Source organism: Streptacidiphilus sp. EB129, assembly GCF_041262645.1.
Lineage (GTDB): Bacteria > Actinomycetota > Actinomycetes > Streptomycetales > Streptomycetaceae > Streptacidiphilus.
Genome location: NZ_JBGCCS010000003.1, coordinates 387,590 through 403,005 on the forward strand (window position 1 = coordinate 387,590; position 15,416 = coordinate 403,005).

General features: G+C 67.6%; 3 protein-coding genes and 1 pseudogene. 1 reads left to right on the plus strand and 3 read right to left on the minus strand.

Going from position 1 to position 15,416, the window contains the following annotated elements:
* Positions 1-754: 754 nt before the first annotated feature.
* Positions 755-5,851 (minus strand): LamG domain-containing protein, encoded by a 5,097-nt coding sequence (locus ABH925_RS06330; protein ID WP_370145953.1) that lies wholly within the window; start codon positions 5,849-5,851, stop codon positions 755-757.
* A gap of 569 nt (positions 5,852-6,420) precedes the next feature.
* Between ABH925_RS06330 and ABH925_RS06335 the strand changes: the two genes are divergently transcribed.
* The gene (locus ABH925_RS06335; RefSeq protein ID WP_370145956.1) at positions 6,421-13,701 is read left to right on the plus strand and encodes a polymorphic toxin-type HINT domain-containing protein; all 7,281 of its coding nucleotides are present in this window, start codon (positions 6,421-6,423) and stop codon (positions 13,699-13,701) included.
* Between the two features lie 49 nt (positions 13,702-13,750).
* Here ABH925_RS06335 and ABH925_RS06340 read toward each other — a convergent pair whose 3' ends face one another.
* Positions 13,751-13,903: a hypothetical protein gene (locus ABH925_RS06340; RefSeq protein WP_370145961.1), complete on the minus strand. Its 153-nt coding sequence runs from the start codon at positions 13,901-13,903 to the stop codon at positions 13,751-13,753.
* Between the two features lie 460 nt (positions 13,904-14,363).
* A pseudogene (locus ABH925_RS06345) lies at positions 14,364-14,969 on the minus strand (site-specific integrase); the annotation flags it as partial.
* Between the last annotated feature and the right edge of the window lie 447 nt (positions 14,970-15,416).

Consider the following 15,416-nt stretch of genomic DNA (forward strand, 5'->3'; position numbering starts at 1 on the left):
GATCGGCCCGAAGCGCCGTCGAGCTGGGGCATGATGCCCACTGGCCGAACCCATGCGGCTGGACGGCATGCCGCGCGCAGGGCGCCGCAGAACGCGCGGTGGCACCCTCGAACTGGGAATCGACATAGGCGCCCTGGATCGCGCCATCAAGATCGACGCACCGGAAGCTGGACGCCGCAGATCTGGGAGGAGGCCACCGCGGGCGCTGCCGATCGCCTCTGACTGTCCGAAGCTGATCCCCGCGTTCTCAACGGCATCCAGCTCAGCCACGCCCCACCACTGCGCCTCGCCGAGACTGCCCTCCGCCGCCCGCATCGCTGCACAGAGCTGCGATGGGGGCGGTCGTCGTCGGCGCGTCGGCAGCCGACGGACCAGCACTGCAGCACTTCGCAGAGGTGGTGCAGAACGCTGAGGATCTCCGCCCAGCCGAAGCCCGGATCATGCCACGCTCCAACGACGTCCGGGTGGCGCACGACGTTGATCCAGTCCGGCTTCCTGAGGTGCTTGTGCCGGCCATGCCGTGGCCGGCTATGACGCAGAAGCGGCCACTGGACGCCACTGCGTCGGGTTGAGGACTCGGACTGCTCGTTGCAGCAGATCCCAGATGCACGCTGAGGCTCTTGAACGCCCCCTGCGGGAGCGCGGCCGCTGTCGCGCTGGAAGTCGGACGGCTCGGCTCGGGGAGAGCTCATCGAGCGCTCCCCAAGCCGAGCCGCGGTCTACGTCACCTGGTTGTTGGGTGTGGTGTGTGGGGTCAGCTGAAGTAGCCGCTGCAGTCGACGACGAAGTCGACGGTGCCGTAGCTGTCGTTGTAGAGGCTGATCTGCCCGTTGGTGTCGGTGGGGGTCAGGGTGAGGTTGGCGAGGGTGCCGCCGGTGGGCCAGTTGAGGTTTGTTGTGCCGGGCTTGCCTGCGGCTGTGGGGTAGGCGGTGGCGTTTCCGCCGCCGCTGCCGAGGGTGTCGGTCACGGTGGCTATGGCGGCGAGTGTCGGGGTGACGCTTGTGGTGATCTGTTGGGTGTCGGCCTGGCTGAGGGTGTAGGCGTTCAGGGAGGCGACGGTGCCCTTGCTGCCGCCGATGCCGTTGCGGGTGTCCACGAGCCGGGTGGGGTTGACGGTGTGGTACTTCTGGCCGGTTGTCGTGGTGGTGTAGTAGCCGGAGATGTCGACGATGACGGCGGCGCTGCTCTGGACCTTGATGGTGATGGAGCCTGCGGTTGTTCCGATGGGGACGTCGGCTGCCATGGACGAGTAGGCGCTGGCGGTGTCGAAGCTGAGGCTGGTGTCCGCGCTGGGCGGGGCGCCGGTGGCGTAGGCCTCGAAGTAGCCCGGTCCGGTCTCGTTGGCGGCGGTGAGGTTGACCGCGACGGCGGTTGCGGTGCTGGGGATGTTGTCGAGGCCGGTGATCTGCAGGGTGAAGGCGGTTCCGGTTGCGACGTTGCCGGTTGAGCCCAGGCCGGTGGTGTTGGCGATGCTGGAGCGGGTGTCCAGGGCGCGGGTGGCCTGCTGCAGGGGGGTGTAGGTCTGGTCACCGGGGAGGCTGGCGTCGCTGGTGAAGTAGCCGGTGATGTCGACGATCAGGGCGGCGGTGTAGGCGCCGCCGGCCAGGCGCAGGTCGATGCGGCCGTCGTTGCCGACGGGGACGATCTGGTATCCGGTGACGGTCTGGTTGGTGTTGAAGTTGGTTGAGGAGGTGATGGGCTGCTGGGTGCCGTCGGCGTAGGCACTGACGAAGGAGCCGCCGGTTTCGTTGGTCGCGGTGACGGCGACGGCGACGGCGGTGACCGAGTTGGGGATGGTGGTGGGTGCGCCGCTGGTGGCGGGTGTGACGTTGTCTCCGGCGATCTGGAGCATGGTGGTGGAGCCGCCTTCGACGGTGCTGTTGCCGGCGGTGACGGTTGCGTACGTGTTGCCCTTGTAGTAGGTCAGGTTGCCATTGGTGCGGGTGTCGAAGATGCGGGTGGGGGTGAGGGCCTGGTGGTAACTGGCCGGGCTGGCGGGCTGGGCGGGGGGCACGGCGCCGGTCCAGGTCTGCAGGTCGGCGACGCGGCCGGTGAAGTAGTCGGTATGGGTGGTGGGGGGGCTGGAGTGCTGGTCGTCGCCGATCTGGAGGGTGTTGGTTGCCCCGGTGCCGGGGGCGGTGTGGTGACCGGTGGCGACCAGGACGTCGTCGACGTAGAGGTCCATCACACCGGTGTTCTTGTCGTAGGTGGCGGTCAGGTGGGACCAGGTGCCGAGTTGGGCGGTGCCGCCGGTGATGGTGTCGAAGGCCCAGGCGGTGCCGGAGCCGGTGTTGAGGTTGAACAGCCAGCCGTTGGCGGAAGGGGCCAGGGTGATCCCGGAGTCGGCGGTGCCGTCCTGGGACAGGACCGCGCCGCCGTAGGCGCTGGGGAAGGCCCACACGGAGACGGTGAAGCTGTTGGTCAGGTCCAGGACCTTGCCGGTGGTGGAAAGGTGTCCGGTGCCGCCGCTGGGGGTGACGCCGTCGCTGTCGGTGTTGAGCATCGCGTCGGGGGTGTAGATGTCGCCGGTGTTCCATACGGCGCCGGTGGTGCCGGTGAGGTTGAGGCCGCCGATGCTGTCGGCGGTGCTGGTGAGCGGGCAGCCGGCGGGGGCGCCGGTGAGCGAGCAGTTGGCGGTGTTGGCGGCGATGTCCTGGAAGTTCCAGGCGTCTGTGGCGGTGGCGGTCGTGGTGGCCGCGGTGGTCGTGGTAGTGAGGGCGGGGCTGGGGTTGGCCAGGCTGCTGGGCGTGGTGGCGGTGGTGATGCCGGTGCTGGTGTCGGTGTCCCACAGGGTCGGGATGCCGTTGCCGGTGAGGTCGGCGGCGCGCAGCAGCAGGGTGTCTGCCGGCTTCATGTTCCAGGTGGCGGTGGTGCCGTCGGCGATCGTGTACTGGCCGGCGGTGGTCAGGGTGGTGCCGGTGGTGTCCAGGGCGAGGCCGGTCCACAGGTCGAGTGCCCCGGTGCCGGGCTGCCACAGGTACATGGCGGTCCCGGAAGAGAGTTGGGCGGTGGCGATGGTCCAGCTGTTCCAGTCCTGGGTGCCGTCAGGGGTGTTGAGGCCAGTCAAAATGGTGCAGCCGCCCTGGCACATGCCAAAGCCCGAGGAGGCGTTGGTGGTGTAGCCGCCGGGGGTGTTCGCGTAGAGCAGCACCAGCTGGTTGTTGATGGTGGCGAGCAGGTCGGGCAGGCCGACGTTGTGCGTGGGTCCGCTGGTGGCGCCCGCGGCGGCGACCTGGGTGGCGATGTTGTTGTTGACGTCCTCCAGGTTGGCGGCGCTGATCTGGTAGGGGGCGCTGCCGGCGTCCAGGCTGGTGCCGAGGTGGAGTGGGCCGGTGCTGCCGTCGTTGCAGGCGATGGTGCCGCCGCCGGCGTTGTTGCCGGTGGGGAAGTAGGCCAGGACGTCCTGGGCGCCGTTGCTGCAGAAGTTGCCGGTGACGGCCTGGGCGCCGTTCCAGTCGGCGGGGGTGGGGTCGGAGTTGAAGTTCAGGCCGCTGGCGCCGATGTTGATGGCGTTCTTGGCGACGGTGCCGTCGGTGTTGCCGGGGGCGAGCCACAGGCCGGGCGGGAATTTGGGTCCGCTGGCGCCTGGGACGATCAGGTCAGGGGTGCCGTCCAGGGTGAGGTCGCCGTCCTTGGCGGGCGGGCTGAGGGGACTGCCGTCGAACCACACGGTGACTGGGGAGCCGAGGTTGCCGCCCGCGGACAGGGCGCTGACGGTCACGGTGTTGACCAGGCGGGTGAGCGGGACGTTGATGCTCGTGGAGCCGGTGGCGGGCACGTTCACCGGGGCCGATTGGTTGAGCTGGTAGAGGTAGCCGGAAATGGCGCTTGGGGTGCCGTTGGTGGTGGGCGGGGTCAGGGCGAAGGAACAGGTCGTGCCGATCGGCTCGATGGTGCCGGTACTGCCGCTGTCGCGGGTGGCGCAGGTCGCGGCGCCACCGGTGGGCGAGGGGTTGGGGGCCACGCCCGGGGCTCCGGGCCGGGACGGGTCCCAGTTGAAGGTGCACGGGCTGGCCCAGCCCGAGGCCAGCGTGCCGTCGCTGCTCTGGGCGATGAAGGAGAACGAGGTCGCGGCGCCGTTGGCGCGGGCCTTGTAGAACGACTCGGGCACGGTCATTACGGCGGCTTGCCCGCTGCCGCCGGTCCAGGTGTCGGAGGCGATGCCGTTGGCGGTGGTGAGCAGGTTGGTCTTGGTGGAGTCGGTGGTCTTGTAGAGGTTGAAGGTCGTGGTCAGCGAGCTCTTTGTGGTGGTGGACGCGGTGGCGTACAACGACACGCTCGTGTCACCCAGCACGGTGGTGCTGCAGTTGGTGGCCGGGGAGGTCTTCAGGCCGCTGGGGGTGTTGGGGTACTTGTCGTAAGTGACCGTCAGCTGGGCGCTGGCGGGGTTGAACTCCTTGAAGGCGTAGTTGTCGCTGTGGTCGTCGGCGCGCAGGGCCAGGGTCTGGGTGGTCTTGCCGGCGGTGACGTCGTTGGTGACGGTGCTGGTGACGTTGTAGGCGGGAATGCCGCCTGCGGGGCAGCCGGTGTAGCCCATCGCGAAGGACTGCGAGGCGATGCTGCCGCCCAGGCTGCCTACCCACGTGTTCCAGGTGGCGGCGCCGGAGCTCAGCGTCGCCGAGGGGGCGTACAGGTCCACGTACTGGTCGTGCCCGGAGGTCAGGCAGGCCCATGAGCTGGTTTCGGTGATCCCGAAGTATGCGCCGTAGATCTTGGCGCCGCGCAGGGTGGCCAGGTCGATGGGCAGGTTGAACAGGCTCATCGCCTCGCCCTGCACATCGCCGCTGTTGCCGACCTCGGCGTCGCTGTCACCGGCGCCGGCGTCGACTGTGCTGTTCCAGTAGGGGGTGTCGGGTACCCCGGAACCGGGGCTGGACCAGCCGGTCCTGCCGTAGGAGGGTGAGTAGGTGGGGTCGATGAAGGCCGGGTAGACCGTGCCGGGCGCGTCGAGCAGGCTTCCCGGTGCGGCCAGAGCTATGGTGCCGGGCCGGAGGGTGACGGCGAGTTTGGCGGTGTGTGCGCCGTGCCCGGGGGCACCGGCGTCTGAGGCCGCTTGGGGCGCGGCAACGCTGCGTGCCAGGACTGCCGGTGCCGCGGTGGCTGACGAATCCCAGGCACTGGGCGCGGGGGCGGTGTACAACGGGTGGCCGTGGACGTCCGCGACGGCCAGGTCCCCGTTGCCATCGGCGGCGACGTGCAGTCCGCGGGTGGTTGTGGTGGTGGCGTTCAGCAGACCTGCCAGCCGCGCATCGTGGGCGGCGGCCTTCGAGCGGATGGTGAACACGTCGCTGACCGCGCCGCTGGACTGCACGGTCACGGTCAGATCCACGTTCGGGATCACGTTGTGGTAAACCGCGCTCGGACCGGATAGCGTCGGACGGGGCAGGGCGGTCGGCAGGGTCAGCGTGAAGCCTTGCCCGCCGGTGTAGAGCGAGGCGAGCGGACCGCGGCCGCCCCCGGACAGCACCACGGTGCTCGTGGTCGCGGCCGGGGATACCGTGCCGTCCGCATTGGGCTTCAGCGTCGCGTCCAGGTTCGACCAGGCCCCGTGCTGGAAGACCCGGGACGGTACCGCGGACTGAGACAGCGTCAGGGTACCGTTCGGATTCGCTGTGGTCAGTGAGGTCTGCGTGGTCAGCGCTGAGGCGACCACGGGCTTCCCCGTCGTCCGCGCCGATGCGACCGCCTGATCGGCCGACAGGAACCGTGCAGCGGAGCCGCTACCCGCGCCCGTGCCGGTCGCGTGCGGGAGCGTCACGGGCATGGCCGCAGCGGCCGGAGCGGTGGTGAGGGTGGCCGCGGCAAGCGCACCCGCGAGCAGCACCGCCACGCCTCCGCCCGACGAACCCACGTATCTTGTATTTTTCCCCATTGTGCCTTTTCTCTCCATTTGCCATCGTGCAGGCGGGGGAGACGATCACCCCGGCGCGAGTATCACCGAGCGGAAGCCATGAGTGCCCGCCGCCGGTACGCAGACGTACCGGATTGACCCCCCATGAGCGATTTGCCGTCGAATCTTGACCGCCCCTTTACTGGAGACTGCATGCCCGGCAAGCATCAAATTGCGGGCGAACGCGACAAGTTGGTTGCTCGGCGGCGGCCTGAAAGCGACGCGGAGGGCGGTCCGGTGTGACTCGGGGCATGGAAACCGGCGGTTTGCGCCCTCGTGGTGGTCCCCGCTCGGAGAATCATCCGTGATGGACCATCATTTCCGCGTCTTCCGATGGGCGTTAACTGTGGACGTGGGAGGTTTTGATGGGTTTCATTCTTGGCTTTTGACCACATGTGATCCCTTCGTGATCGCTATCGGGCTGGGTTGCTGGCTAGTGTTCCCGTGATCAACGCCGGTGTTCCCGTTGGCCGGGGCCGTCGTTGCGGTTCACTGAGCGGCCTTGTGCCGTCCGAACGCGGGAGCACAGGGTGCGGGCGAAATTGTGGTGGGGCAGGCACCGTGGGCCATGGGGGCGGGTCGCTCTGTCGGTCGTCGGCGCGCTGGTCGCGCAGGCGGGCCTGGCCGAGGTGGCGCAGGCCCTGCCGACCCTGCCGAAGGCGGCAGCGGCGGCCGCGCCCCGGCCGGACCTCGGCAATCCGGTCCCGGTAACGCCGGTACCGGTCAAGCAACTGCCGCACCGCGCGCCGCCCGTCAACTACACGGCGACCGCAACGCACTGGCCCGCCTCGGCGGCATCGACGCTGCCTCTCGGCACCGCACGCAACCAGGCAGCGGGGAGCCCGGTGTGGGGCCAGGCGCTCCCGAGCACGAAAGGCGCCTACAGCGGCCCGTCGTCGCTGGGCGTCAAGGTCCTCAGCCACAGCGCCGCCACCGCGGCCGGCGTCAGCGGCATCCTGGCCCAAGTCACCCCGGTCGGCACCGGGCGCGGGGCAGTACGGGTGGGCGTGGACTACTCCGCCTTCGCCCAGGGCTACGGCGGCGACTACGCCACGCGGCTGCGCCTGGTGGAACTGCCGGCATGTGCGCTGACTACCCCTCAGGTCGCGGCGTGCCGGGTGCAGACCCGCCTGGCGAGCGTGAACGACACGGCAGCGAAGTCGCTGTCCGCCACCGTGACCCTGGGCCAGGCCACCACCCAGCCCGCCACAACCGCAACCTCGGCCACCGTGGCCAACTCCCCGGCCCGCACGGGCGCTGTCTCGGCCGCGCCCTTGGCCGCGGGCTCCGGTGGGGCGATGGTGATGGCGTTGACCTCCGCGCCGTCCTCGGGCGACGGCGGCAGCGCGGGCGGTCAGTACGGCGCCACATCGCTGAAGCCATCCGGGTCCTGGAGCGCTGGCGGATCGTCAGGCTCGTTCGACTACACCTACCCCATCTCCGTGCCGCCCGCAGTCTCCGGACTGGCTCCTTCGGTCGGTTTGTCCTACGACTCGGGGAGCGTGGACGGGCAGACCGCCTCGACGCAAGCACAGTCCTCGTGGGTGGGCGACGGCTGGTCCACGGCCGACTCCTTCATCGAGCAGTCCTTCGTCACCTGCGCCGACTCCCCGGAAGGCGTGACACTGCCGTCCGCTGATCAGACCGGGGACATGTGCTATGACGGGCCGGTCCTGACCCTGTCGCTGAACGGATCGACCACTTCACTGATCTGGGACGCGTCCAAGGGGACGAACGGCACGTGGAAGCCGGCGAACGACAACGGTGATGTCGTCACCCAGGTGACCGGCAGCGGTAACGGCTCTGGCACTTACAACACCGACTACTGGACGGTGACGGACCGTGCGGGCACGGTCTACTCGTTCGGTCTGAACGAGCTGCCCGGCTGGTCGTCGGGCAAGGCGACGACGAATTCGGTGGACTCCGAGCCGGTGTACTCCGCCAACCCGGGGGACCCGTGCAACTCCACTGCGGGGTTCACTTCCTCGGTGTGCACGATGGCTTACCGCTGGCACCTTGACTACGTCAAGGACCTGCACGGCAACGCCATGTCGTACTACTACAAGCAGGACACCAATTACTACGGCGAGGACAACGGGGCCCACAACGTCCCCTACGTCCGTGACAGCCACCTGGACCACATCGACTACGGCTTCACCGACGGCAACGCCTACGGCACGGTTCCGGACAAGGTGGCCTACACCCCGGGAGAGCGGTGCGTGTCGGGTACCTGTGACCCGATGGCATCCAACCCTGCCAACTGGCCAGACGTGCCTGTCGACCTGGTCTGCGCGCAGGGTGCCACGTGCACGAGTTACGGGCCCGCGTTCTTTTCCACGGTGCGGCTGACCGCGATCGCCACCGAACAATGGAACGGCTCCGCCTACAACACGGTCGACTCCTGGGCCCTGGGGCAGTCGATCCCGACCACCGGGACCTACAACACCTCCACGGTGCGGCTGGACTCGATCACCCGCAGCGGCAACGACACGACCGCCGGAGGCTCTGCGGTCCCGTTGCCGCAGGTGACGTTCGGCTACCAGATGACCGCGAACCGGGTCAACTTCACCACCGGGACCGGCTCGGGGCTGGGTCCGTTGAACCGTTACCGGCTCAACGCGATCACCACCGAGGCCGGCAGCGTGATCAGCGTCGTCTACGAGCTGGTCAACGCGTGCACCCCCACCAGCATCCAATCGATTGCCCCGTCGTCCAACACCGCCTCCTGCTTCCCGGTGGTCTGGACACCCAGCGGCGGTTCCCCGTACACGGACTGGTTCAACAAGTACACGGTCCAGTCGGTATCCCAGTCCGACCCGTCGGGCAAGTCAGCGGGCCTGTTCACCGCCTACTCCTACCCGGGCGGCGGCGCGTGGCACTACGACGACAACGAGCTGGTCCAGGCCAAGTACCGCACCTACGGACAGTGGCGCGGCTACGGCGACGTCCAGACACGGACCGGCCAGGGCGTCGACCCGGTGACGAAGTCGGAGACCTGGTACTACCGGGGCATGGACGGGGACTGGCTGTCCTCCACCTCCACCCGTTCCGTCACCTTGACCGACTCCCAAGGCGGCACCCACACCGACGCCGACCAGCTGGCCGGGGACGCGCTCGAGTCGACCGCGTACACCTATGACGGCGGGCCGGTGGACCACTCCACCATCAGCTCCTACTGGGTCTCACCGGCCACCGCCACCCGTACCCGCACCGGACTGCCCGCGCTGACCGCGAATGCGGTCGGGCAGGTGGAGACCTGGATCCGCCAAGCCGTCACCAGTACCGCCCCGACCAGCTGGCGCACCACCGAGACCGACGTCTCCTTCGACACTACGTCCAGCTCGCCCACCTTCGGCATGCAGCTGTTCTCCTACGATCACGGCGACCTGTCCCTGGTGGGCGGCTCCGCCTCGCAGGAGACGTGCACGCAGACCACCTATGCTCCGGCAAACACCAGCCTCAACCTGGTGGGTCTGGTCGCGGAGACTGAGACCGACGACAAGCCCTGCGGCGGCACCTCACCGGCCGGATCCAGCGCGCCGACCTCCGCGCAGACCAACGCACTGACCGCGCCGACGTCGCTGAACAAGGCCACCGACGTCATCTCGGACACCCGCACCTTCTACGACAACCCGACCATGGCGGGCACCTGGCCACAGCCCGCCTCCCCGACCTGGCCGCAGGCCGCTCCCACACTCGGGGCCGCCTCCGTAGAGCAGGTCGCCACCGGGTACGCAGGCGGGGCGTTCACCTACCAGAGCAAGACCGCCACGGTCTACGACAGCTACGGCCGCCCCACCGCCGCCTACGACGGTGACGGGAACAAGACCACCACCGCCTACACGGACACCTCCTACCTGACCACCACCGCGATCAAGGCCACGAACGCACTGGGGCAGAGCGCCACCACCACCCTGGACCCCGAGCGCGCCCTGACCTTGACCTCCACCGACATCAACGGTGTCACCACGACCGTGCACTCGGACGGGCTCGGCCGCACCCTCGCCGTGTGGAAGAACTCACGGGCCACCACCTCCCCTGCCAACCTGCTGGACAGCTACTCCTTCCCGGCCAGCGGCACCACCGCCCCGGTCGTGGTGACCACGCAGACGCTCAACGACGAGTCCGGCTACTCCACCTCCACGACCCTGCTCGACGCGCTGATGCGGGTGCGGCAGACCCAGTACCCGGCGGTGAGCACCTCCGCCGGGCGCATCATCAGCGACACCTTCTACGACACCCACGGCTGGGTCTACAAGACCAACGCGAACTACTGGGACACAGCCGCCAGCCCCAACGGCACCCTGGTGACGGTCGCCGACAACTACTCCCACCAGCAGACCCTCACCTCCTACGACGGCCTGGGCCAGCCCACCGTCGTCACATCCCTGGACGACTCGCAGGTCAAGCAGACCGGCTACACCCAGTACCTCGGCGACAGCACCCGCACCGTCCCGCCCACCGGCGCCGCAGCAACCGCAACCGTGGTCGACGCGCTCGGCCGCACCACCGAACACGACCAGTACTCGGCCGCCCCGACCGTCACCACCAGCACGACCGGGGGCTTCACCACCGCCAGCATCACCGGCGGCACCACCCAGGCCACCAAGTACACCTTCAACGCCCAGGGCCGCGCCTACCAGACCATCGACACCCCCGGCGACACCTGGTCCACCAGCTACGACTTCCTCGGCCAGCCCGTCACCAAAGCCGACCCCGACGCCGGCACCACCCCCGCGAACTCGCCCACCCTGTATGACGCGGCGGGGAACACCCTGCAGTCCACCGACTCGGCCGGACACACCCAGTCGTTCACCTACGACGCGCTGAACCGCAAGACCGCCGCATACGACGCGACGGTGGCCAACCAGGCCAGCGGCAACGAGGTCGCCTCCTGGGCCTACGACAACAGCAACAACGCCGTGCCCGCGATGACCGACCCGATCGGGCACGTCACCACCACCACCTCCTACACCCCGGCCGGGGCGTTCACCGTTCAGGCCAAGGGCTTCAACGTCTTCGGGGAATCCCTGGGCGAGACCTACACCGTGCCCGGCACCGGTGGTCTGTCCGGCTCCTACGCCTACCTGCACAGCTACAACACCATCACCGGCAGCCCCAAGGCCACCCTGGTCCCGGCCGCCGGCGGCATGGCCCAGGAGGTGCTGAACACCGGCTACTGCGGCTACAGCGGCCTGGATATGCCCTGCACCCTGGGCGGCACCTACGGCTACACCCAGAACGTCGCCTACACCGGGCTCGGCCAGGTCGCCCAGGAAATCATCGGCTCCCCCACCAACAAGGCTTCCGTCTCCAACACCTATGACCCACACACCGGGGCGCTGACGGACCAGAACGTCGTCAACAACGCCGTGTCCTCCACCCCAATGGACGACACCAGCTACGGCTACGACCCGTCGGGGAACATCACCTCCCAGACCGACGTCCGCAACGGCACCACCACCGAAACCCAGTGTTACACCTTCGACCCGCTGGACCGCCTGTCCCAGGCCTGGACCACCGCCAGCAGCACCACCGGCACCTGCAACACCCAGCCCACAGCATCGAACGTAACCACCACGGTCGGCGACGGCATCAGCGGCAGTGCCTACTGGACTAGCTGGACCTACGACACACTCGGCCAGCCGCAAACCCAGACCCAGCACTCCCCGACCGGCGGCACCGACACCACCACCGGCTATACCTACGGGGGCAGCGCCAGCGGCTGCCCCACCAGCACCGGCGCCCACACCCTCACCAGCGCCACCACCACCGGCGGTAGCAGCTCCGCGAGCACCTACTGCTACGACGGACTCGGCAATACCACCACCCGTACCACCGCCGGCACCCAGCAGAACCTCGCCTGGAACGACCAGGGCAAACTCCAGTCCGCCACCACCGGTACCAGCACCACCAACTACTACTACGACGCCTCCGGCAGCGTGATCGAACGTACCGACCCCGGCACCGTCACCCTCTTCCTGCCCGCCCAGCAGATCACCTTCTACACCGGCAGCAACTCCCTCAACGCCGTGCGCAACTACCCGCTGCCCGGCGGTGGCCAAGTCGTCCTGACCAACGCCAGCTACGGCTTCACCCTGTCCGACCAGCACAGCACCGCCACCCTCAGCCTCGACAGCACCGCCAAGAACCCCACCTGGAAGCAGTACACCCCCTACGGCGCCCCCCGCGGCACCACCCCCGGCAGCTGGCTCGACCCCAACGGCTACCTTGACAAACCACAAGACACCAACGACGCACTGACCACCATCGGCGCCCGCCAGTACGACACCACCCTCGGCCGCTTCATCAGCCTCGACCCCGTCCTCGAAGCCGCCCCCCAGCAACTCAACGGCTACACCTACGCCGGCTCCAACCCCGTCACCAGCAGCGACCCCAGCGGCATGTGCCCCCGTGACGAGTGCACCGACCCCGGAGGCGACGGCAACCCCACCCCCGGCATCGGCAGCGGTGGCATGCCACCAGCCAGCGTCTGCGACCAGCACCCCAACGCCTACGCCTGCCCCGGGCACCGCGACCCGCTGCCCCTCACACCCGCCGCAGAGTCAAGGGCCGTAGCAGCAGACGCCGCAGGCGCAGCCAAAGCCCAAGCCGTAGCCGACGCAAAAACCCGCGCCGAAACCGCAGCCGCCAACCGCAGCTGCTCCTGGTACGACGCCATCTGCCAAGCCGAAGTCCACGCCAACCAAATCGAAACAGCAGCACTCGTCATCGCCGCCGTCGCCGCCGTCGTGGTGATCTGCGTTGTCGCCCCCGAGGTCGCAATCGCCGCAGCCATAGCCTTCGGCGAAGCCGCAGGAGGCGGCTCCCTGGCAATGGCCGCCGTCGCCGCTATCGGCGCCGGAGTCAGCACCGCCGCAGAAGGCGCAGGACTCATCAACCTCGCCATCGGCGCAGCAGTAGTCGCCGACGCGGCCGGAGCAAGCCACGCCGTCGGCGGCGGTGGGGCAGCAGATGCAGGCGGCGTGGGCGAGAGTGCCTGCAGCTTCGCACCCAGCACGCCAGTCCTCATGGCGGACGGCACAGCCAAGCCCATCGGCACACTCAAGGCTGGCGACAAAGTCGAGTCAGCCAACCCTGAAACAGGCAAAGAAGAAGGCGCCCGAACGGTCCAGCACGTTTGGATCAACCACGACAACGATCTCCTCGACCTGACCGTCACAACTGGCCACGGCCACACCACCACCATCCACACGACCGCCAACCACCCCTTCTGGGACGACACCACTCACAGCTGGGTCTCCGCCGGCAAGCTCCACCCGGGACACCACCTCGCCAGCACCCACGGACAACAACCCACCGTGGAAGCAATCACGATCACCCCAGGTGCCGCCAACCGCTACAACCTGACCGTCCAGCAACTCCACACGTACTATGTCCTGGCCGGTACGACGCCGGTACTCGTGCATAACTGCAATGTGGCTCCCAGTACCTGGACTCCCGACGATAATTACTCGCCCGGCGCTGTTAAGGCGAGAAGCGCGGAAAATCAGGCGTACTATGGAACTCCGCAGGAAGTCCATAACACAGTATCTGCAATTGAGGATGGGTCTATCTCTCAGCGAATTTCTGGTGGGGGACCTGACTCATATCAGGTGCGTCCTAGTACGCCTCGCGGATATCGATGGTGGGGAGGGTCCACCATATACACTGGCGTGGGAGGTCCCTCGACGCTGACGCGAGTGTTGGTGAACTCCAATGGGTCCGTAGGGTATCTCCTTGGGCACAACTACAATCAGGTCTTCTCATATCCATGGGCAAATTTGCCCGGCGCATACACGGGGCAGTGATCCAATAGTGATCAGTTCTATTGCTAAGCAGGCTCTCGCGACCGCAGGGCTACTCGTCACCGAAGGGGGCGACGAGCAGCTTGAGGGGTTGATTCCGCCGATCGTCGCAGCCCAAGCTGCAAGTTGCTTGCCCGGCGATCATCGCGTTGATGTGCTTCTGGACCGTGACGATCCACAGCTGACGCAGAAGGCCAATGCTCACTGGTATCAGCTCTCCTTCGAATCGGGGCTCTTCTCTGAGGGGGACGGTCGATTTCTGCTCGGCCTGCCGCAAGAAGAAGGCCCTTCCATATGGGTTCCAGTAAGACTTATGGAATCCTGGGATATTGTGGGTAGGGGTGCCGCTTCCTTGCTGGGAAGCGGTGCGGGGCGTCCGGAATTCGTCGCTCTGTCTCTCGGCGGATCTGTAATTTCGTGTGGCACTACAGGGCAATTCTCCATAGAAATATTCGTTGTCAAATGGCCGGAACGCTCTCGTATGCTTCGGCGATATGCCGAGTCGCTAACCTCCGCCAGTTATGCTGATTTGCGGGACCGGACCGCGTCACGTCAGTGGCTGGATGAGCACCCTGTTGATCTGTAAGAATTTAGGAGTAGGCCCCACCGGAATGGTGCTGCGGTGGGGCCTCTGGGCTGTCTGACGGCAGTAGTTGACGACAACGTCAGCGGACGGGTGCTGCACAAAGGGGTGGTTCGTCGCCGTCGTCGGGTCGTGCGACGGGCTCGGCGGGGTTGCGGAGGGCGTTGCCAAGGAGGTTGATGGCGTCGCGCTGGAGGCGAAGCCGGACGTGGGCGTACACCGTGGCGGTCACGCCGATGTGGGCGTGGCCCAACAATTCCTTGATCACGACGAGTTCGACGCCCTGTTCCAGGAGGAGGGTCGCCGCCGAGTGTCGGAGGTCGTGGAAGCGGATGCGGCGGAGCGTGGCTCGGCGGAGCAGGCTGTTGAAGTGCCGGGTGAGGGTGGCTCCCTCGATCGGGGAGCCGTCGGGCCGGGTGAAGATGTAGCCGCTGTTCTTCCAGCCGATGCCTGCCGCTTCGCGTTCCTGTCGCTGCCGGTCGCGGTGCTGTTCGAGGGAGTGCAGGCACTCGGTGGGCAGGGAGATGCGCCGCTCGGAGCTCTGGGTCTTGGTCGGCAGGGCCGTCAGGCCGCTGGAGTTGGTGCGCTGCAAGGTGCGGCAGATGCTGGCGGTTCCGCCGGCCAGGTCGAGGTCTTCCCAGCGCAGGCCGAGGAGATCGCCCTTGCGGAGCCCTGTCCGTGCCGAAATCTATGTCCATGCCGGTCGGATGGCATGCCGGTACTCGTGGAGGGTGCCACCGAGGCGGTCGTGTCGGCGTATGTTCGCCTGGGTAATTTGCCCGGGTCCGGTGATCATTGTAGAACTGCTCGTACTCGTGCAGCGCGTGGCGTGGATGGCTTTCGCTCCAGGTGAGGGTGCGGTCCAGGAGTTCGCTGCGGCAGGATTGCACTCAGCGTTCCACGATGGAGTCTATTCGGGGCATGCGGGCTCCGGTGAGGATTTTCCTGGATGCCGGAGTCGGTGAGGATCTGGTCGACCAGGGCGGGGAACGTCGCATCCCGGGCCAGGACTTGACGGTAGCTCCGACGCCTTCCAGGTTGGGTGTAGCTCGGATGCGGTGAGGTCGCGTTGTTAGACGGCGAGTTGGAATCGGTGCTGGTCGGCGTGGGGATGGACACGTTCGATCTCTCGCGT